This window comes from Bacillus sp. DE0042 (assembly GCF_007680225.1).
In the GTDB taxonomy this organism is placed as follows: Bacteria; Bacillota; Bacilli; order Bacillales; family Bacillaceae_G; genus Bacillus_A; species Bacillus_A wiedmannii.
Genome location: NZ_VEJP01000009.1, coordinates 155,933 through 173,964, shown reverse-complemented (window position 1 = coordinate 173,964; position 18,032 = coordinate 155,933). Strand labels below are relative to the sequence as shown.

Annotated in this window: 20 protein-coding genes; 8 read left to right on the top strand and 12 right to left on the bottom strand. The window is 35.6% G+C overall.

Annotated features, from left to right (window positions below; translation table 11 throughout):
• Positions 1–89: 89 nt before the first annotated feature.
• Positions 90–431, top strand: coding sequence for a DUF3969 family protein (locus tag FS802_RS26595; protein ID WP_144525595.1), 342 nt, complete (start codon positions 90–92; stop codon positions 429–431).
• Between the two features lie 122 nt (positions 432–553).
• Here the strand turns inward: FS802_RS26595 and FS802_RS26590 are convergent, their stop codons facing one another.
• Positions 554–1,165 (bottom strand): manganese efflux pump, encoded by a 612-nt coding sequence (locus FS802_RS26590; RefSeq protein ID WP_098116134.1) that lies wholly within the window; start codon positions 1,163–1,165, stop codon positions 554–556.
• A 130-nt stretch (positions 1,166–1,295) separates the two neighbouring features.
• Between FS802_RS26590 and FS802_RS26585 the strand changes: the two genes are divergently transcribed.
• Positions 1,296–1,949: a DUF1232 domain-containing protein gene (locus FS802_RS26585; protein WP_001136878.1), complete on the top strand. Its 654-nt coding sequence runs from the start codon at positions 1,296–1,298 to the stop codon at positions 1,947–1,949.
• A gap of 99 nt (positions 1,950–2,048) precedes the next feature.
• Here the strand turns inward: FS802_RS26585 and FS802_RS26580 are convergent, their stop codons facing one another.
• The 3 genes from FS802_RS26580 to FS802_RS26570 form a co-directional block, all read right to left on the bottom strand.
• Positions 2,049–3,323 (bottom strand): acetylornithine deacetylase, encoded by a 1,275-nt coding sequence (locus FS802_RS26580; RefSeq protein WP_098707304.1) that lies wholly within the window; start codon positions 3,321–3,323, stop codon positions 2,049–2,051.
• Positions 3,324–3,431: 108 nt separating this feature from the next.
• Complete coding sequence (locus FS802_RS26575) at positions 3,432–4,853, bottom strand: amino acid permease (RefSeq protein WP_000969249.1); 1,422 nt, start codon at positions 4,851–4,853, stop codon at positions 3,432–3,434.
• Positions 4,854–4,952: 99 nt separating this feature from the next.
• Positions 4,953–5,207 carry a biotin/lipoyl-containing protein gene (locus FS802_RS26570; RefSeq protein ID WP_000784766.1) on the bottom strand — a complete coding sequence of 85 codons (255 nt, stop codon included), beginning with the start codon at positions 5,205–5,207 and terminating at the stop codon, positions 4,953–4,955.
• Between the two features lie 274 nt (positions 5,208–5,481).
• Between FS802_RS26570 and FS802_RS26565 the strand changes: the two genes are divergently transcribed.
• Together FS802_RS26565 and FS802_RS26560 are read left to right on the top strand one after the other, a co-directional pair.
• A complete protein-coding gene (locus FS802_RS26565; protein WP_098653585.1) occupies positions 5,482–6,885 on the top strand; it encodes a sigma-54 interaction domain-containing protein in 1,404 nt (467 codons plus the stop codon).
• Positions 6,886–6,991: 106 nt separating this feature from the next.
• Positions 6,992–7,189: a hypothetical protein gene (locus tag FS802_RS26560; protein WP_000063919.1), complete on the top strand. Its 198-nt coding sequence runs from the start codon at positions 6,992–6,994 to the stop codon at positions 7,187–7,189.
• Positions 7,190–7,242: 53 nt separating this feature from the next.
• Here the strand turns inward: FS802_RS26560 and truA are convergent, their stop codons facing one another.
• From truA to FS802_RS26530, 6 genes are all read right to left on the bottom strand, one after another.
• Complete coding sequence (gene truA / locus FS802_RS26555; protein ID WP_001067305.1) at positions 7,243–7,980, bottom strand: tRNA pseudouridine(38-40) synthase TruA; 738 nt, start codon at positions 7,978–7,980, stop codon at positions 7,243–7,245.
• Positions 7,981–8,036: 56 nt separating this feature from the next.
• Positions 8,037–9,416 (bottom strand): 23S rRNA (uracil(1939)-C(5))-methyltransferase RlmD, encoded by a 1,380-nt coding sequence (gene rlmD, locus FS802_RS26550; RefSeq protein WP_000615214.1) that lies wholly within the window; start codon positions 9,414–9,416, stop codon positions 8,037–8,039.
• Positions 9,417–9,426: 10 nt separating this feature from the next.
• Positions 9,427–10,290: a DNA-3-methyladenine glycosylase family protein gene (locus FS802_RS26545; protein WP_098653584.1), complete on the bottom strand. Its 864-nt coding sequence runs from the start codon at positions 10,288–10,290 to the stop codon at positions 9,427–9,429.
• Between the two features lie 59 nt (positions 10,291–10,349).
• Entirely contained in the window at positions 10,350–11,132 is a 783-nt protein-coding gene (gene pdaA / locus FS802_RS26540; protein WP_000875958.1) for a delta-lactam-biosynthetic de-N-acetylase, read from the bottom strand.
• 126 nt (positions 11,133–11,258) lie between these two features.
• Positions 11,259–12,779: a class I fumarate hydratase gene (fumA, locus tag FS802_RS26535; protein WP_098656108.1), complete on the bottom strand. Its 1,521-nt coding sequence runs from the start codon at positions 12,777–12,779 to the stop codon at positions 11,259–11,261.
• Between the two features lie 206 nt (positions 12,780–12,985).
• On the bottom strand, positions 12,986–13,168 hold the full coding sequence (locus FS802_RS26530; protein ID WP_000513547.1) for an SE1561 family protein: 183 nt from the start codon (positions 13,166–13,168) through the stop codon (positions 12,986–12,988).
• A gap of 213 nt (positions 13,169–13,381) precedes the next feature.
• Between FS802_RS26530 and yfkAB the strand changes: the two genes are divergently transcribed.
• Entirely contained in the window at positions 13,382–14,509 is a 1,128-nt protein-coding gene (gene yfkAB, locus FS802_RS26525) for a radical SAM/CxCxxxxC motif protein YfkAB (protein WP_098116137.1), read from the top strand.
• A gap of 118 nt (positions 14,510–14,627) precedes the next feature.
• On the opposite strand, the gene FS802_RS26520 is transcribed toward yfkAB, so the two are convergent.
• Complete coding sequence (locus FS802_RS26520) at positions 14,628–15,425, bottom strand: YfkD famly protein (protein WP_002096879.1); 798 nt, start codon at positions 15,423–15,425, stop codon at positions 14,628–14,630.
• A gap of 81 nt (positions 15,426–15,506) precedes the next feature.
• Positions 15,507–16,562 carry a calcium/proton exchanger gene (gene cax / locus FS802_RS26515; RefSeq protein ID WP_000482130.1) on the bottom strand — a complete coding sequence of 352 codons (1,056 nt, stop codon included), beginning with the start codon at positions 16,560–16,562 and terminating at the stop codon, positions 15,507–15,509.
• A gap of 179 nt (positions 16,563–16,741) precedes the next feature.
• On the opposite strand from cax, the gene FS802_RS26510 reads away from it, so the two are divergent.
• The 3 genes from FS802_RS26510 (at position 16,742) to FS802_RS26500 (ending at position 18,032) form a co-directional block, all read left to right on the top strand.
• Positions 16,742–17,158, top strand: coding sequence for a pyridoxamine 5'-phosphate oxidase family protein (locus FS802_RS26510; protein ID WP_000550224.1), 417 nt, complete (start codon positions 16,742–16,744; stop codon positions 17,156–17,158).
• 154 nt (positions 17,159–17,312) lie between these two features.
• Entirely contained in the window at positions 17,313–17,459 is a 147-nt protein-coding gene (locus FS802_RS26505; RefSeq protein WP_000817786.1) for a BH0509 family protein, read from the top strand.
• A 144-nt stretch (positions 17,460–17,603) separates the two neighbouring features.
• A complete protein-coding gene (locus FS802_RS26500) occupies positions 17,604–18,032 on the top strand; it encodes an EamA family transporter (protein ID WP_000100307.1) in 429 nt (142 codons plus the stop codon).

Below are 18,032 nucleotides of genomic sequence, written 5' to 3'. Positions count from 1 at the left end.
GTACTGAAAGTTTCTCTATATCATGCATATTTGCTCCCCCCTCCTGAATAATATAGTACAACCTAGCGCTATATGTGGAGGTGTGAAAGATGAAACTAATATTTCAAATGGAAAAACAGCCTGTTCTTGAAAAAACAATTCTTCTTTTTATATTGAGTATTGTAGAAAGCTTGAAGTTAAAAGTGGTTTCGCTCGATGAGGCTCACCGATACATATTCAATTTAGAAGTGCTTGAACTACTAATGGATCGGAACATCGATGATCAAGTACTTGAACTCATCCATTTCGGAATGGGACTTGAAGACGTTCATCATGTGCTTCCTGAAGAACTTGAACATACTATCGAAGAATTAAAGTGGCTTTGCATTCAAGTGTTAAGTGAATACAGTATGCATGAAGAATCGGAACAATTAATTGAAGATATACGTTAAAAAAGCACCTATGTAGGTGCTTTAGTATTTATAAAAACAGTAACGTTTCGGTAATTGCACATTCGATGTCGATATATGTAATTCATTCGAGTATTTCCGAGGAAATGCTCGAACATTGTATGTTACAATAACTGATCTATCCCAATAAGAATTAATAGCACGCCCGCAATAACAGTAGCCCATTTCCCTAAGCATTCTGCTAAAAATCGTTTTCCTACATACGCAAAACCACTAATACAAATAAAACTAAACACCCCAGAAATAGTTGCTGTAAGCCACAGATTCAAGTTTGTTACCCCAGCATCAAATCCACCTGCAATATTATTAATAGACAACGCAATCCCTAAAACAATTGCTTCTGAAAAACTAATTGTTTTAGAGCCATCAAAATCTGCTTTTTCTGGATCACGTAAAATTCCCATAAGTACATTACCATCTTTAGAGCCTACGGTATTTCTTTGCCCCAAGAAAGGCTGACATAAAATAAACACCCCGATTATCCCTAAAACGATTGCTCCAATCAGGTTTGCAGTAAACTCTGAAATAAATAACGCTATCCAGTTCCCAAAAAATCCAGCTAACAAAGTAAATAAAAACCCAAAAAATGCGATGATAAAATTGTTAAGCCACGAAATTCGAATTTTACGAATGCCATATGCAATCCCAACACCTGCATTATCTAAATTAGAAGCAATCCCGATTAAAAAAATTGAAAATAGACCTGCCGTACTCATAAACAGCCACCCCTTTTTCTCACTTTTCCATGCATCTTATGAAAATGTTGAGCAACTGTGCCTGTCTGTTTCATATACATGTAATAAATGCTCAACATTTTTTCAACAATAAAAAAGGAGTGCCTTCACTATGCCTAGAGAAAATCCAAATGAGCGGCTTAGTACATTAATAAAAAAACTTTTAAAAGAACGTGCCTTATCCATGCGCCAATTAGGAATGCATACAAATATTGATCCCGCAACAATCTCAAGAATTATGAATGGTAAACAACCGCCAAAACAAAAACATCTACAAAAATTTGCAGAATGTTTGCAAGTTCCACCCCAATTGTTATTTGATGAAATGTATCCTGATTCTCCTCACATTAATAAAGAAAAGACGGATATGTACACATCTCTTGATACAATTCAGCAAACGCTGCAATCCTCTAACTTATTCGATTTCGACTATACAACAACTCGCGTAAAACAAGAACTTGAAAACTATGAACGCTATGCTCAGACAACAGAAGGCGAAAAACGTATTCATGAAAGTTTCGCCAGTAAATTAGAACAAATTGATAGCGCTGGTCCTTTTATTGAACAATTAACCGATATGTATCAACAATTTTGCAATGAAACTATCTCAAAAGAAGAGCGTGCAGTTCTTGGAGGCGCATTACTGTATTTCATTTTATCGACAGATATTATTCCCGACTATCTCTTTCCAATTGGCTATTTAGATGATGCAATTGCTGTTGAATTAGCGAAAGAGAAATTAATCGAACTAAAACGAAAGACATAGAAAAATAAAGAACTATTTCAGTTGTTTCTGTTCAACTCTGAAATAGTTCACTAAAAAATCGTACAAGTATACATACCTGTACGATTTCAACACACTAATCTATTTTTTTGTATGACACCATTCATATATAAATGCTGTTATTACTTTTGTAAATTCAATTAACTGTTCTACTTCAACTTTCTCATTTATTGAATGAGCTTCTTCTAATGTACCTGGTCCGTAAATAACAGCTGGAATATGAAATTCACTAAACCAACCACCATCCGTTACCGTTGCAGACATATCTAAAATTGCATTTTTAGATAGAATTGATTCGTGTACTGAGCTAAGCGTTTTTACTGCTGCATGTTCACGATCTACTTCTAAAGAAGGGAAAATTTCGCCACGATCCACAATCATTGATTCTCCGCCCCACTTAAATTGTGGTGGATTTTCACTTAACCATGGATCGGCAGCCGCTACTTTCTCAATATACTCTTCAATTTCTTTTATTATTTGTTCATGTGTTTCATTCGGATAGAAGTGCACCGTTATCCATAACCGGCACTCATCCGCAATAAACGCTGCATGCCGTCCGCCTTCAATAACAGCTGGGTTAATTGTTGTTGTTCCAGATGGATAACCTTCATATGTTTTCATAACTGCCCAATGACGCTCTAATTCTTGTAAACTTTGCACAATTTTCATCATTTTTTCAATCGCACTCGCTCCGAATAAACGTCCTCCAGCATGAATCATTTGCCTGCGTGTTGCATCATGAAACGTCTGGGGGCTTTTCACAGTAATCCATCCAGTAATTACGCCGCCCTGTCCTTGCATATGTAAATCACTTGTATCCACTACGACTGCAAAATCAGCATCATAACCTCTTTTACAGCATTGAAGTGTACCTGCTTCTCCAACTTCTTCCCCAATTACTGATTGAAAGATTAAATCTCCAGGTAATTCAATGCCAGCTTCTTGTAAAAGTTGAATAGCAAATAGTGCTCCAGCCAGTCCTCCTTTCATATCTGCCGCACCACGTCCAACTAACCAACCATCTTTTATAAATGGCTCAAACGGATTGGTTTCCCACGCTTCATCTGCTGATACTTCAGCTACATCCACATGTCCATTAATAATAAGACTTTTATGTGTGTCACTTTCTATCCCTTTTCTCACCCCAACAACGTTCGGGTCATTCGGATATACATCCCATTTATCAACAATAAAATTTCGTTTTCTTAGAAAATCTGCAACAAATTCTTGCGCTTCATTTGTGTTTCTCGCCGGCGGTGCTGGTGTTTCAAAACGAATTAAAGTCTTTGTAAGCTCTAGTAACTCATCTTTTCGTAAATCAATCTGTTCTAATAGCTGTGAAACTTCTTGATTCATCGCTAATTCCCCTTTGCATACATAGTATGTTTCCAGGTTTATTGTCACAAAAAAAGAGACTGTTTACAATTTTACAGTCTCTTTTTTTAGCATAAGTTTCTAATATATTTATAAACTTTCTGCCTCTGTTGTATTTGTTTTTTCAATATGTTCTACCTTACGTGCCTTATTTCTTGTCGCGCGGTAAAACAGTAAACAAACAATCATAAATGGAATACCACAATATAATGCCATTCTTTGTTCTGGAATAAAAGCCATACCAACAATTACTGTTACATTTAATACTAACGCAAGCAGTGGTACGAATGGATACAGCGGTGTTTTAAATTTCAAGTCCTTCACATCCCCGCCCTGCTTAATGTATGACCTTCTAGCCAATAAGTTAGATAGAGCAATAGATGCCCAAACTAATATCGCCCCAAACCCGGCAATAGAAAGTAGCCATAAATAAACTGTATCTTCCGCATAAATACCTGATAGTAATGAAAGGCAACCTACAATTGTACTTACAATCAATGCATAAATAGGAACACCATTTTTAGATAACTTACCGAAAATTGGACTAATCATGCCTTGGTTAGACATAGACCATAGCATACGAGAAGTTGCATATAATCCTGAATTCGCAACGGATAGAACCGCTGTAATAATAACGAAATTTATAATATCGGCTGCATAAGGAATGCCAATTTTATCAAATACAACTACGAATGGACTTTCTATCACTCCTGCTTGCTGCCAAGGGAATAAGCCTGCAAGAATGAAAATAGATAATACAAAGAACACAAGTATACGCCAAACTGTATTATTAATTGCCTTCGGGATCGTTTTCTCTGGATTTTCACTCTCTCCAGCTGCAATACCAACTAGTTCCGTTCCTTGGAAGGAAAAATTAACTGCAATCATAGTAATTAAAATGGCTGATAATCCATTTGGAAACAACCCACCATAATCAGTAAAGCTAGAGAACATCGGTGCGGGTTCGTTTCCTTTCATATCTAGAAAACCAAACATTGCTGCCCCGCCTAAAATAATAAATGCAATGATTGTAATTACTTTAATACTTGCAAACCAAAATTCAACTTCTGCAAAACTTCTTGAAGATAACGCATTGATAGCAAAAAGAAGCACCGCAAACACTACACACCAAATCCATGACGGTACATCAGGAAACCATCGTTTCATTAAAATACTAACTGCAATCAGTTCAATACCTATCGTAGCAGACCAGTTTAGCCACGACATCCAGCCGACTACATAACCCGCTGCAGGGGAAATGTGCTTTGTAGCATACGTTTGATAAGATCCTGCGTCAGGCATCGCAACAGCTAACTCTCCAAGACAGAGCATCGTTAAATACATAACAAATCCTCCAACAAGATACGCTACAATCGCTCCTCCAGGCCCAGCTTCATGAATTGTATACCCAGACCCTAAAAAAAGACCGGTACCAATAACTCCTCCAAGTGCAATCATAAATATGTGCCTGCTTTTCAATTCCCGTTTTAACCCTTGGTTTTGATCCATCATATAAATCCCCCCTTTTCCCTTTGGAAACCCATTTCATGTAAGCGTTTTTAAAAATATTCATAATAAGAATAATTATTGAAAAGAGCAAAATACATAGTATCAATCACTACCTGTTATTAAAAGATCATCCCTCACTGTTATTAATAACTTTTTATCAGCGATAGCTTGTCCTTCTACTACTTCTAATGATTCGATATATCCACTGATCCCTACTTTAATTTCTACTTTCTGTTTATCTATTGTTTCAATTAACGCTAATTTCTCCCACTCGTATACGTAAGAACTTTCCGTAACAAATAACTTCTCTACTTTCCCATAACAAGGACTATACACGCCTTCTATAACCATCTTCACTTTATAAACTCCTCCTTCTTATTAATTGGTACTGAAACGTTGCATATCCCTCCTTTAGAGATTTCAACTATTATTTATGCAAAATGCGTACCAATCTCCAATTCCTATTTAAAATGAAGGTTTCTCAAAAAAAAATCTTCATAACCGCAAAATTTTTCTATCATTTGAGAAATTTTAAAGAGAAAATAGCAAAAAAATTTTGCGATTTTATAAGAATTTTAATAAAATTATAAAAAGTCAGTCTTCATAGGGTGAAATGAGGAGAAGATAATCTATGCGTACAGAAGAAATTAATTTTAAACAGATCATTGAAATGAATATGCTATATGAAACTTTACTTAATGAGCTCGATATCGGGATTCATATTATTAATGAGGAAAGTAAAACGATTATCTATAACCGCAAAATGATGGAAATTGAATCAATGGAACGCTCAGATGTGCTATATAAAAGTCCTATAGAAGTATTCGCATTTGAAGAAAATAAAAATAGTACTCTTATAGAGGCATTAAAATTAGGAAAAACAAACAAAAATATAAAACAAACGTATTTTAACAATAAAGGGCAAGAAATTACAACGATTAACAATACTTTCCCTATAATAGAAAACGGAAAAATTAAAGGCGCTATTGAAATTTCATCAGAGATTAGCCATTTCAAACAAACGATGAAAACGAACCTTTCTCGAAAACAAAATAATAAATTTACCTTTGATCACATAATCGGTGATTCTAATGCTCTTCAATCTGTCATTACAGAAGCAAAGAGAGTAATTCGTACATCCTCATCCATACTTCTCGTAGGAGAAACAGGGACCGGTAAAGAACTATTTGCACAAAGTATCCATAATGAAAGTCAACGTTCAACAAAACCATTTATTTCACAAAACTGTGCCGCTATACCTGATACACTCATGGAAAGCTTATTATTTGGTACGAACCGAGGTGCATTTACAGGAGCTATCGATAAAGCTGGTTTATTTGAAGAAGCAAATGGAGGAACTTTGTTATTAGATGAGATCAACTCATTAAGTCCAGCACTTCAAGCGAAGTTACTACGAGCTATACAAGAAAAAACAATACGAAGAATCGGAGGCACACAAGAAAAAGAAATTGATGTTCGTATTATAGCAACTATTAATGAAGATCCTCTTGAAGCTATTACACACAATCGATTACGGGAAGACTTATATTACCGATTAAGCGTCGTTACTTTATGTCTCCCGCCTTTACGTGAACGAAAAGAAGATATTCCTGATCTTGTGCAGCACTTTATCGAAAAGTACAACATTCAATTTGGACTTGGCGTAACGGATCTAGATGTACATGTAAGAGAATTTTTGTATGCATATGATTGGCCTGGAAACGTACGAGAATTGGAACATATCATTGAAGGTTCAATGAATTTAGTTGAAGATGAAAATATCATTACAGTGTTTCATCTTCCCACTCGCTTTCGCGAACGAATAAAAAAAGAATTCAATATGCAACCTTTCCTAACTAATAACGAGGCTGATGCACCTAAAACGTTAAAGCACACAATAGAGGCAATGGAGAAGAACTACATCAATCAAATTCTGACAGAGTATCACGGTAATATCTCACAGGCTGCAAAGTTTTTAGGATTAAGTAGGCAAAACTTACAATATCGAATTAAAAAATTGCATCTACACATATGAAATGAAACTTTAATCAAATGTAGGATGCATCCGCTTCTAAGCGCAAATAAAAATCGGAAAAATATTCTACAATAAACATATAACATACTAGAAAGGAACGATATATATGAGTAATGATAACAAATTAAAGTTATTACAATACTTAGCCTTCTTCCCTACCATTGTATGTATGATGTTACTAGTTGATATGAATGCTTATCCTTATGCAAAACTATTAGCAACAATTAGCGGCTCCTTTGCAGCTATTATGCTTGCTGCTTTTTGGAATTTGAAGATACGTATGAAGAAAGAAAAATCTTCTTAATGCCAAAACAATAAAAAAATCGAGCTTACACAGCTCGATTTTTTTATTGTTTATTAAAATTCAACATTCTCCAAATACAAACCACTCGCCTCAGCAAGACAATTAATTTGATTACGTTGTTTTTCCTCTAAAATATTTGGGATTGCGTCCGCATCTAATTGTCCTAATCCAACTTCAATTAATGCTCCAACAATTTTTCGTACCATGTTATGAAGGAATCCGTTACCACTTACTCTAATTTGTACAAATCCTGCTTCTTCCATCACTTCAAGTGTATATACTTCTCGAACCATAGACTTTTTCTTTGATTTCGCATTTGAAAAAGCAGTAAAGTCATGTGAACCAACTAAATGTTTCGCAGCTTCTTTCATGCTTTTCACATTTAATTTTTTATTCACATGCATGCTGTATTTACGCATAAATGGATTTGTATGCTCTTCATTCCAAATTTTATAAAGATATGTTTTTGCTTTAGAATTGTAACGAGCATGGAAGCGATCTTGTACTTCTTCTACACTCGTAATGCTAATATCATTGGGTAAATATTGATTTAAATATTTTTTCACTTTATGTTCCACTAACTTCTCATCACTCTGAAAGTTAGCAACTTGATTCAAAGCATGTACACCCGCATCTGTTCTACTACAACCGATAATTTCAATTTCTTTTCCGATCATTTCAGATATGACACTCTCGATTTTCCCTTGAATTGTATTATCGTTATTACCGAGACGTTGCCATCCTTTAAAACGTGCACCATCGTACTGAATCGTTAATTTATAATTATTCATTTTAATCTCCTTCATAGAAAATATTCCCTCATATCGTGAGGGAATATGAATACACTTTACTTTCTAACAAGCTTCACTACATTTTCTACATGGGCTGTATGTGGGAACATATCAACTGGTTGTACATATTCCACTTCATAACTCTTCATTAATGCTTGTACATCACGTGCTAATGAAGAAGGATTACATGATACGTAAACAACTTGTTTTGGTTTCACTTTTAAAATTGTTTCCAGTAATTTATCATCGCAACCTGTACGAGGTGGATCGACAACAATTACATCTGGACGCCATCCTTCTTTTACCCATTTCGGTAACCATTGTTCAGCTTTACCTGCTTCATATTTCGTATTTGTAAATCCGTGACGCTTCGCATTTTTTCTTGCATCTTCAATCGCTTCTGGAATTACATCCATACCACGTACTTCCGCTGCATCATTTGCAAGCCAAAGACCGATTGTACCAACACCACAATACGCATCTACAATTTTCTCATCGCCTGTTAAAGCAGCTGCTTTTTTCGCTTCATCGTATAAAACAACTGTTTGTTCTGGATTTAACTGGAAGAATGCACGTGCTGATAATTCAAATGATAAATCACCTAGTGTTTCTTGAATTACTTCTTTTCCAGCTAATTTAAATGTTTTATCACCGAAAATAACAGATGTTTTACGCCAGTTTACGTTTTGCATAATTGATTTAACAGCTGGCATCTGTTTTTGTACTTCTGCGATAAATTGATCTTTATTTGGTAATTCTTCTTTTGTTGTAATAAGTGTAACTTGTACTTCCCCTGTTTGAACTGCAGTACGTGTCACAATTGTGCGTACTAAACCTTTTTGTTTTTTCTCATTGTAAATAGAAACATTTAATTTTTCTAATATACGTCTTACAACTTTTGTCGCTTCATTCGTTGCTTTATGTTGAATCATACAGTGAGCAATATCAATTAACTGATGTGAGTTTTGCTTATACAGCCCTGTAATAACCTTTTCGTCTTTACGTCCCACTTGTAATTGACTCTTATTACGATAATGCCATGGGTTTTCCATACCAAGCGTTGGACGAATTTTTTCTTCCAAACTGTTGTTCATATACTTCTCGAATGCTTGTACAACAATATCACGCTTTTGATTTAATTGTTCTTTATAATCTAAATGTTGCAGCTGACAACCGCCACACTCTTCATATACCGGACATGGTGCTTTCACACGATGTGGTGAAGCTTTACGAACTTTTTTCACTTTCGCTTCAGCGAAGCCACGCTGAATTTTCGTTGTTTCAGCAACAACTTCTTCTCCTGGTAATGCCCCTGGAATGAAAACAACTTGTCTCTTAAAATAACCAACGCCTTCTCCGTTAATCCCAAGACGTTTAATTGTCACAGGAAACGTTTGACCAACTTCCAACTTACTCTCATGTTGCTTTTGTATCATTATTACACCTCTACTCTATACTTTTCCATAAATATAACGCTGCATAACTGCAGTATGGTTCACACTCTTGTTTCACTTTTTCTAAAAATGCATCATCAGGTTTATCATCTAATTGAAATACACCTTGCACTGCACGCTGAATCCCAATGTCCGCTTTCGGAAACATATTTTTCCGTCCAAGCCCAAACATTAAAAAATTTTGCACTGTCCATGTACCAATCCCCCTAATTGGTAACAATTGTGCGGAAACCTCTTCATCCGCCCTGGTTTCTATACTCGCTAAATTTAACGTACCGCTGACAATACTTCGACCTAACCCTACTATATATTCAGCCTTTCGCTGACTAAACTTCTGCTCTCTCAATTCTTCTATTGAAATATTTGCTACTATTTCTGGAGTGGGGAAAAAGAATACACCGTTCTTCTCTGTTCCATATCGTTTCACAAACTGTTCTGTTAACACAGTAGCAAATTTCAAATTTATTTGTTGATGAATGATACAGCGAAGAAGACAAGCAAAATAATCAAACTCTAAAATAATTGGAGTATAAGCATATGTTTCAAATAGTGGACGTAATGATGTGTTTAAAAAATGATTTTGTATATCTCGAAACGGTTCATTCCAATGAAAAATGGCCCTCATTCGTTTCATGACTTTCTCTTGATCTCCTGCCTGACTAGAGATCCAAAACTGTGGATTTTGAACAGTACCAATCCCTTGCAAGCGAACAACAATCTGTTCCTCGTCTATACAAAGCGGGACATAAATGACTTTCTCATCTAATTGAATGACGTTAAGAGGATCAAAAGATAAACGTTTTAATACTTCTTCAAAATGATACGGATACTCTAACGTAACATGTTCGCTCCACATACGTGTCCCCATCCTTTTTACACATCATTATAGCATGAGAAAACCGCAAGCATACATGCTTACGGTTGATTGCTTTTTACTAAGTCATCTAGACTTTTAAAATGATACCCTTTCTCGCGCAAATCATCAATGATTTTCGCAAGTGCTTCTGCATTATCTTTTGATATTGCATGAAGTAATAAAACAGATCCTGGATGAATCATCGTCATTACATTATTATGTGCATATTGCCATCCTCTTTGCTCGTCCACTTTCCAATCCAAAAATGCAAGTGACCAAAATACATTATAATAGCCCATTTCTTTCGTAAGAGCCAATGTTCTTTCACTAAATACGCCGCGCGGCGGACGTACATATTTTACTTCTTTTTGCCCAGTTACTTTTTTAATCTCTTCCGTTACACTCGTTAATTCTTCACGAAGTTTCGCATCATTTACCGTTGTAAAATCAGGATGACTCCACGAATGGTTTCCAATAATATGTCCTTCATCCTTCATTCTTAATAACAAATCTTTTTGTGTTTTAATATAATGACCCGTTACAAAGAAAGTTGCCGGTACTTTTTTCTCTTTTAATACATCTAAGATTTTCCCTGTGTATCCATTCTCGTACCCATTATCGAATGTTAAATAAATATCTTTTTTCTTTGTATCCCCTAAATAAAACCCACCATTTTTTTGTAGTAAATCTGTATATAACTTTCCTGCATCTGGTACTGTTTCATTTTTAGGACGCGGGATTCCCCAGTTATGTGGAGTATTTGTATAAGCTAATGCTGAAACTGGAACAAGTGCCATCATAATTGAAAAAATGAGACCGATATATAACCATTTATATTTCATAAATAGTCTCCTTTCCATATATAATCGTACTTGTAGTTTCTGTTGCCGTGCATTCTTTCATGCTGAACATGTTTTTCTATATATACCAAAAAAATGCATCTCGAATCATTCGAGATGCATTTTTGTTTACTTAAATACTGGCTCTTTAAAGCTAGCTAATTTTTCAAGTGATGTTTTATCAACATCTGCATGTAAGCTATTACCATGAGAATCCATCGTTACAACTGCTTTAAATCCTTCGATACGTAAATGCCACATTGCCTCTGGAATACCAAATTGTAAGAAATCAACATCTTTTACTTCTTTAATACATTCAGCATAATATTGCGCTGCACCGCCAATTGCATTTAAATATACACCACCGTGCTCTTCTAAAGCCGCTAATGTTTTTGCACCCATACCACCTTTTCCAATGACAGCGCGAATACCGAATTTCTTCATAATATCGCCTTGGTACGGTTCTTCACGAATACTCGTCGTTGGACCTGCCGCTTTAATTTGCCAGTTTTCATTTTCATCTTTCACGACAACTGGACCACAGTGATAAATAACTTGTCCTTTTAAATCTACTGGACAATCGTTATCCATTAAATGCTTATGGATTGCGTCACGACCTGTATACATCATGCCATTAATTGTTACAACATCACCAACGCGAAGTTCACGAATTTGCTCTTCTGTAATTGGTGCTTGTAATACGATCTCACGTTGCTCTGTTTTTTCTTGCGCTTCTTGCTGAAGTGTATCCTCACCTTCTTGATATAGCCAGTCCATAATTTTACCTGTTTCAGGATCGATTGTTACGCCAAGGCGGCGATATGCCCAGCAATTATACGCAACAGATACGTAGAAACTAGCGGGCAGACGATTATACACGCCAATTTTACAACCAAGTAAAGTCGTTTCTCCGCCAAATCCCATCGTACCAATGCCAAGCTTATTCGCATTTTCTAATACGTACTCTTCAAGTTTTTGTAACTCTGGTACTGGATTGACATCATCTAATGTACGGAATAATTGATTTTTTGCTAATTCGTAACCTGATGTGCGGTCTCCCCCGATACCAACACCAATTACACCTGCACTACAACCTTGACCTTGCGCTTGATATACAGCATGAAGAAGGCATTTACGAATTCCTTCTAAATCACGACCAGCGCGTCCAAGTCCTTCTAATTCACACGGTAAGCTATACTGTATATTTTTATTCTCACAGCCACCACCCTTTAGAATTAAGCGTGCATCAATATAATCTTTTTCCCATTGTTCAAACTTAATAACCGGTGTACCTGGCCCTAAATTATTTCCACTATTGTCTCCAAAAAGAGAATCAACAGAATTGGGACGAAGTTTACCATCTTTTGTCGCCCGCTCAAGCGCATTATAGATAGCTTCCTTCAACTTTAATTGATTCACACCAACTGGTGTATAAATTTTAAACGTTGGCATCCCTGTATCTTGGCAAATTGGCGAGATGTTATCATCAGCCATTTTAATATTATTCGTAATTGTGCCAAGTGCCATCGCAGAACGAGTCCCTGCATTTTCTCGTTCTTTCGCTTGTTGAATCGCACGACGAACATCTTTCGGTAAGTTCGTTGACGTTTCAACAATTAGTTGATACATGCTTTCTTGAAGCTTTTCCATTGTTACTTCCCCCTCAATTGTGAACGCTACCAAAACGTTATGAGCTGAAAATTCCATTGTTATGCTCTTCAGCTTTTTATTTGTTTCACGCTATTAAAGCATAAATGAAATTTTTCACAACTTGATTATACCTTTTTTTCTACCGTCCTTCTATTATCCATACAGAAAAAGGCTGCCAATTTTGCATTGGCAGCCTTTTTAATATATTATTCGTCTTTTTTAAATTGCTCACATTTTAATTCTAATTCATCTAACATCGCAAGAAGACGATCTACATCCTCTAACTCTACTTCTTCAGGTTCAATTGTATCAATTACTTCAATGAACATATTTAAACGTTCTTTTAAATATACTAGTTGTGAATCTTTATCTTCAATTGCTTTTCCCATGAAGGCACTCTCCTTTTAATTCGAGTTGCTTTTATTATACCGCAAAAATGATTGCTATGGGCATGAAATTTCATCAATTTTGTCACAGTCATTCATTCAAATGTAAGCCCTCTCTCTTTTTTCACAAAAAAGTTTCACTTTATAAAAAGTACATATTCTTCTATTATAGAGAATGGACAAATTGTTATTTCAATAGTCAAAGGAGTATTTCATATGACGATATCACAAAAAATGAAGCCGATTACTCCTTCTTACGATCCATGGGAAGCGTATATGGACCTTGAAGAGTACGGCAAACTACTATTAACAAACGTTGAGTTTACAACGACAACGTTATGCAATATGCGTTGCGAGCATTGTGCTGTTGGTTACACATTACAGCCGAAAGATCCAAATCCGCTTCCGATGGAGCTTTTATTAAAACGATTAGATGAGATTCCTCATTTACGTTCTTTAAGTATTACTGGCGGAGAACCAATGCTTTCAAAGAAATCCGTCGACAACTATGTAACACCACTCTTAAAATACGCCCATGAACGAGGCGTTCGCACTCAAATCAACTCAAACTTAACTATAGATTTAGCACGTTACGAACAAATTATTCCTTATTTAGACGTATTGCATATATCCCATAACTGGGGAACAATTGATGACTTCGTTGAAGGTGGATTTGCAATGATGGAACGTAAACCTACTTATGAACAACGTGCAAAATTATTTGAACGAATGATTACAAATAGTAAAGCTCTATCAGATGCAGGTGTACTCGTATCAGCTGAAACGATGTTAAACAAAAGAACTCTACCACATATTGAACATATTCATCGTCAAATTGTCGAAGAGATGGGCTGTAAACGTCATGAAGTTCACCCGATGTATCCGAGTGATTTTGCGAGCAATCTAGAAATTTTAACAAAAGCTGAAATTCGTGATGCAATTGAGCATTTACTAGAAATTCGCGATGAAAATATATGGATGTTATTTGGAACTTTACCTTTCTACGCTTGTAGCGATGACGAGCGAGACATCGCCACATTTAAGAAATTACAAGAAAGCAAAAATGTAACAGTTCGTAACGATCCAGATGGTCGTTCTCGTTTAAACGTCAACATTTTCGATGGAAATATTATTGTAACTGATTTCGGTGACGTTCCTCTTCTAGGTAACGTACAAACAAACACACTACAAGAAGCGTATGACAAATGGAGTGCTTCAAAAACAGCACAATCATTAAGCTGTCACTGTCCTGCAGTAAAATGCCTTGGACCAAATGTTCTTGTAAAAAATAGCTACTATCCGACAGAAGATTTCTTATCAAAAACAGCAAACATAACATTTTAAAGTTCAACTTTAATCAGTGGGGGTTTTGTTCATTCCCCACTGATTATTAGTTGAACCAATTGCCCACAAATAGCGGGATAAATAAAAACGTCAGCTTATAAGCTGACGTTTTTTCATATTATTGCGAGTGAGAAGATGAAATGAATTTAAAATACAAATGATCGTGAATTGGAATCGCCGCTCCAATTCCTTGAGAAGTAATATTTTTTACAACAAGCCTTTTTTGATTTCCCTTTAACACAAGATACACTTCTCCAAATGTTACTTTTCCTTTTTCATTTACTGCTGGTGTATAAGCGTATAAATATCCAAGTTGACTCGGACTAATATTATACACACGCTCATGTCCAGTACCATAACCAATGGTCGTTTTAAATGATAGCGGCAATTGTACTTTTTCAAGTGCTTTGAGAAGCATCATTTTTTTCACATCCGCAGTATTTTTCATATCTGCTGTTAAATCACCTTCAACCGTCTTTTGCGTTTCTTGCTTATAGCGTAGCGGATATAAGCGATCTCCTCCGCGATTATCGTACACATTGCGATTTACTTGTTTATATTCCCAATTAATCGATGTCTCAACCGATTCATAATTCAAAGCCCATTGACCTAAATAAATCTTTGCTCGGTACCCTACCGCAAGCGGCGCATTCGAAATTGTCGTTTCATTAAACATTCGAATTAAGTCCGGATTTTCAATTTTAATATTTGCTGTTTTCAATAGTTCTTGAGCAAACTTACTCGGCTGTAAGCGCGGCAAATCTTGCGCATCATTTGGAAACGTATTGTCTTTAGAAATATTTAATACAGATGAAGGCATTTTTGTTTCTACCGTTGTCTTTGCAAAACTCATGTTAGGAAATAATAGAATAAACGAGACCATAGTTGAAAGACATATGCTGTATACTCGTTTCACCTGTCTGGCTCCTTCCTACGTAAAGGTATATATACTACTTTGTTTATTGTTTTCTCTCAACACAATTGTTATGCCTGTTTTTCATAATAAATAAAAACCAATTCCCATAATGACATACGCCGCTAATAACGTACCGCCTTCAAACCAATTTGTATCTCCATCATTTGAAATCGCAATCGTTAAGAAAACAGCTGTAATCATAGAAACAAGTTCTGGTATTGTAAATACTAAAGGCATCCTTTGTGCAAAGAACATAGAAAGCAGTACTAATACAGGAGCAACAAACATGGCAATTTGTAACGTAGAACCTATTGCAATTTCAACTGCAATATTTACTTTATTTTTATACGCCATAATAATTGCAGATGCATGTTCCGCTGCATTCCCAACAATTGCAACGATAATAACCCCTATAAATAATTCTGACCAACCAAATGATTTTGCAACTGTCTCAAATGTATGCACAAGCGCCTCTGACACATAAGCTACCGCAATTGTCGCTATTGCTAAAATAAGTAGCGCTTTACCTTTCGACCACTCTGGTTCTTCCTCATGAGCTACTTCATCCGTTTTATGTTGATATACACCCCGATGCGTAACGAGCTTAAATAGCAGTGCAGCAAGGTACATAATAATCATAATGATAGAAACACCGATACTTAATTGATAGGTCTTTCCAGCATCCATCTTCATTGAAAAAATCTCTGGAATAACAAAAGCTACTACTACAGCAAAGATTAATAAAGCTGAATTATGCCTTGCATCATACACATTAAAACTTTGTCTTTTGTATTTAAGCCCTCCTACAAAGAAGGATAGCCCTCCTACTAATAATAAATTTCCAAGTACAGAACCCGTTAATGAGGCTAACACCACTTCAATTAATCCTGCCTGAAGTGCAAAAATCGAAATGATTAGTTCAACAGCATTACCGAAAGTAGCATTTAATAATCCGCCTATTCTAGGTCCCGAGACAATCGCCAAACTTTCTGTCGCTCTCCCCATAAAACCCGCTAATGCGATAATAGTAATACAATACACAGCGAACATAATTGTTTGAGGCCAATGAAGCATTTTTCCAAGTACAGAAAGTGGTACCCCGATCAGCGCTACTATAAGAAATATTTTATTAAACATGCTTTTCATCCTTCCATCGTATGTATTTCTCCTCGATATTATTATTATTCTTCTCCTAACTTGTCCGATTTCATCACAATTACGTTTAAAAAATCGGATTGAAGAAAACAGTATGAAAGATATTTAAATTATCTTGTTTAAATGGAGAAAACAATAAATTATGAACAGGGGCTAAAAGCATGCATTTAAAAGAAAAAATTGAAACTATTATTTGCGGTCAACGAACTGGTGTATTATCTACTGTACGTGAAAATAAACCTCATAGTACCTTTATGATGTTTTTCCACGAAGATTTTGTGTTATATGTTGCAACAGATCGGAAATCAAAAAAGATAACAGATATCGAAAACAATCCAAATGTACATGTACTACTTGGACGTGAAGGAAAAAAATTAGATGAAGATTATATTGAAGTTGAAGGCTTAGCTTCCATCGAGGAAGACTCCACATTAAAAAACAAGTTTTGGAATAATAGCTTAAAACGTTGGTTACTTGGTCCTGAAGACCCTAATTACGTATTAATAAAAATCAATCCCGACACAATTTATTACATCGATGGTGCTGGTACGACGGAGCCTGAGTTTTTACGACTATAAAATAAAACAAGCCCCCTTTAGGTGGGCTTGTTTTGTCGAAAAGTTCTTCTGAAAAAAACAATAAAATAGGTGGAACTTTCTAAAGATTCTGTTATATAATAGCAGTAGCTTAAATAAACTGTATTAAAACAGATTGAGAGGAGAAATAAAATTGATGAAAAGAGAAGAACGTAAAAACATGATTGAGTTTATTGAAAAGAAAAAAGGGATTGAGCGTGATGAATTATTGTTTATGACAGACGATGAAGTAGAACATATTTATAATGTAACGTACTTTTTGTATGAGGAAATTGCAGAGTAGTATAATAATCCCCACCTTATTAGCAATATAAGGTGGGGATTATTTCGTTATTTGCGGGGCGGTAAAATCCCACTCATTAAAGTTTCACTTTATACATGAGAATGGTTTTCATGTATAATAATGTAAGATTGGAGGAATTTTACTATGAGTTCATGGCTCTTATTCGCACTATTATCAGCAATTGCTGCTGCCCTTGTATCTATTTTCGGAAAGATTGGTTTAGATGGAATCGATGCCAATGTTGCAACAACGGTTCGTTCTATTATTATGGCATTATTTATGGTAGGCGTTATTATTATCCAAGGTAAATTTCAAAATATTGGCGACGTACTGCTAAATAAAAAAGCACTGCTCTTTATCACATTAAGTGGGGTTGCAGGTGCTTCGTCATGGCTATTTTATTTTCTTGCCCTCAAAACAGGGAAAGTTTCACAAGTGGCTCCTGTCGATAAATTAAGCGTCGTATTTTCTATCATTCTCGCGATGATTATACTCGGTGAAAAATTAAACTTTATGACTGGCGTTGGTGTAGTCTTTATTACAGCTGGTGTATTATTTATTGCTTTCAGCTAA

Excerpts from the sequence above, each read along its gene's own strand:
- FS802_RS26595 (WP_144525595.1), top strand. The coding sequence starts at position 90 with ATGAAACTAATATTTCAAATGGAAAAACAGCCTGTTCTTGAAAAAACA.
- FS802_RS26590 (WP_098116134.1), bottom strand. The coding sequence starts at position 1,165 with ATGAGTACGGCAGGTCTATTTTCAATTTTTTTAATCGGGATTGCTTCT.
- FS802_RS26585 (WP_001136878.1), top strand. The coding sequence starts at position 1,296 with ATGCCTAGAGAAAATCCAAATGAGCGGCTTAGTACATTAATAAAAAAA.
- FS802_RS26580 (WP_098707304.1), bottom strand. The coding sequence starts at position 3,323 with ATGAATCAAGAAGTTTCACAGCTATTAGAACAGATTGATTTACGAAAA.
- FS802_RS26575 (WP_000969249.1), bottom strand. The coding sequence starts at position 4,853 with ATGATGGATCAAAACCAAGGGTTAAAACGGGAATTGAAAAGCAGGCAC.
- FS802_RS26565 (WP_098653585.1), top strand. The coding sequence starts at position 5,482 with ATGCGTACAGAAGAAATTAATTTTAAACAGATCATTGAAATGAATATG.
- FS802_RS26560 (WP_000063919.1), top strand. The coding sequence starts at position 6,992 with ATGAGTAATGATAACAAATTAAAGTTATTACAATACTTAGCCTTCTTC.
- truA (WP_001067305.1), bottom strand. The coding sequence starts at position 7,980 with ATGAATAATTATAAATTAACGATTCAGTACGATGGTGCACGTTTTAAA.
- rlmD (WP_000615214.1), bottom strand. The coding sequence starts at position 9,416 with ATGATACAAAAGCAACATGAGAGTAAGTTGGAAGTTGGTCAAACGTTT.
- FS802_RS26545 (WP_098653584.1), bottom strand. The coding sequence starts at position 10,290 with ATGTGGAGCGAACATGTTACGTTAGAGTATCCGTATCATTTTGAAGAA.
- pdaA (WP_000875958.1), bottom strand. The coding sequence starts at position 11,132 with ATGAAATATAAATGGTTATATATCGGTCTCATTTTTTCAATTATGATG.
- fumA (WP_098656108.1), bottom strand. The coding sequence starts at position 12,779 with ATGGAAAAGCTTCAAGAAAGCATGTATCAACTAATTGTTGAAACGTCA.
- FS802_RS26530 (WP_000513547.1), bottom strand. The coding sequence starts at position 13,168 with ATGGGAAAAGCAATTGAAGATAAAGATTCACAACTAGTATATTTAAAA.
- yfkAB (WP_098116137.1), top strand. The coding sequence starts at position 13,382 with ATGACGATATCACAAAAAATGAAGCCGATTACTCCTTCTTACGATCCA.
- cax (WP_000482130.1), bottom strand. The coding sequence starts at position 16,562 with ATGTTTAATAAAATATTTCTTATAGTAGCGCTGATCGGGGTACCACTT.
- FS802_RS26510 (WP_000550224.1), top strand. The coding sequence starts at position 16,742 with ATGCATTTAAAAGAAAAAATTGAAACTATTATTTGCGGTCAACGAACT.
- FS802_RS26505 (WP_000817786.1), top strand. The coding sequence starts at position 17,313 with ATGAAAAGAGAAGAACGTAAAAACATGATTGAGTTTATTGAAAAGAAA.
- FS802_RS26500 (WP_000100307.1), top strand. The coding sequence starts at position 17,604 with ATGAGTTCATGGCTCTTATTCGCACTATTATCAGCAATTGCTGCTGCC.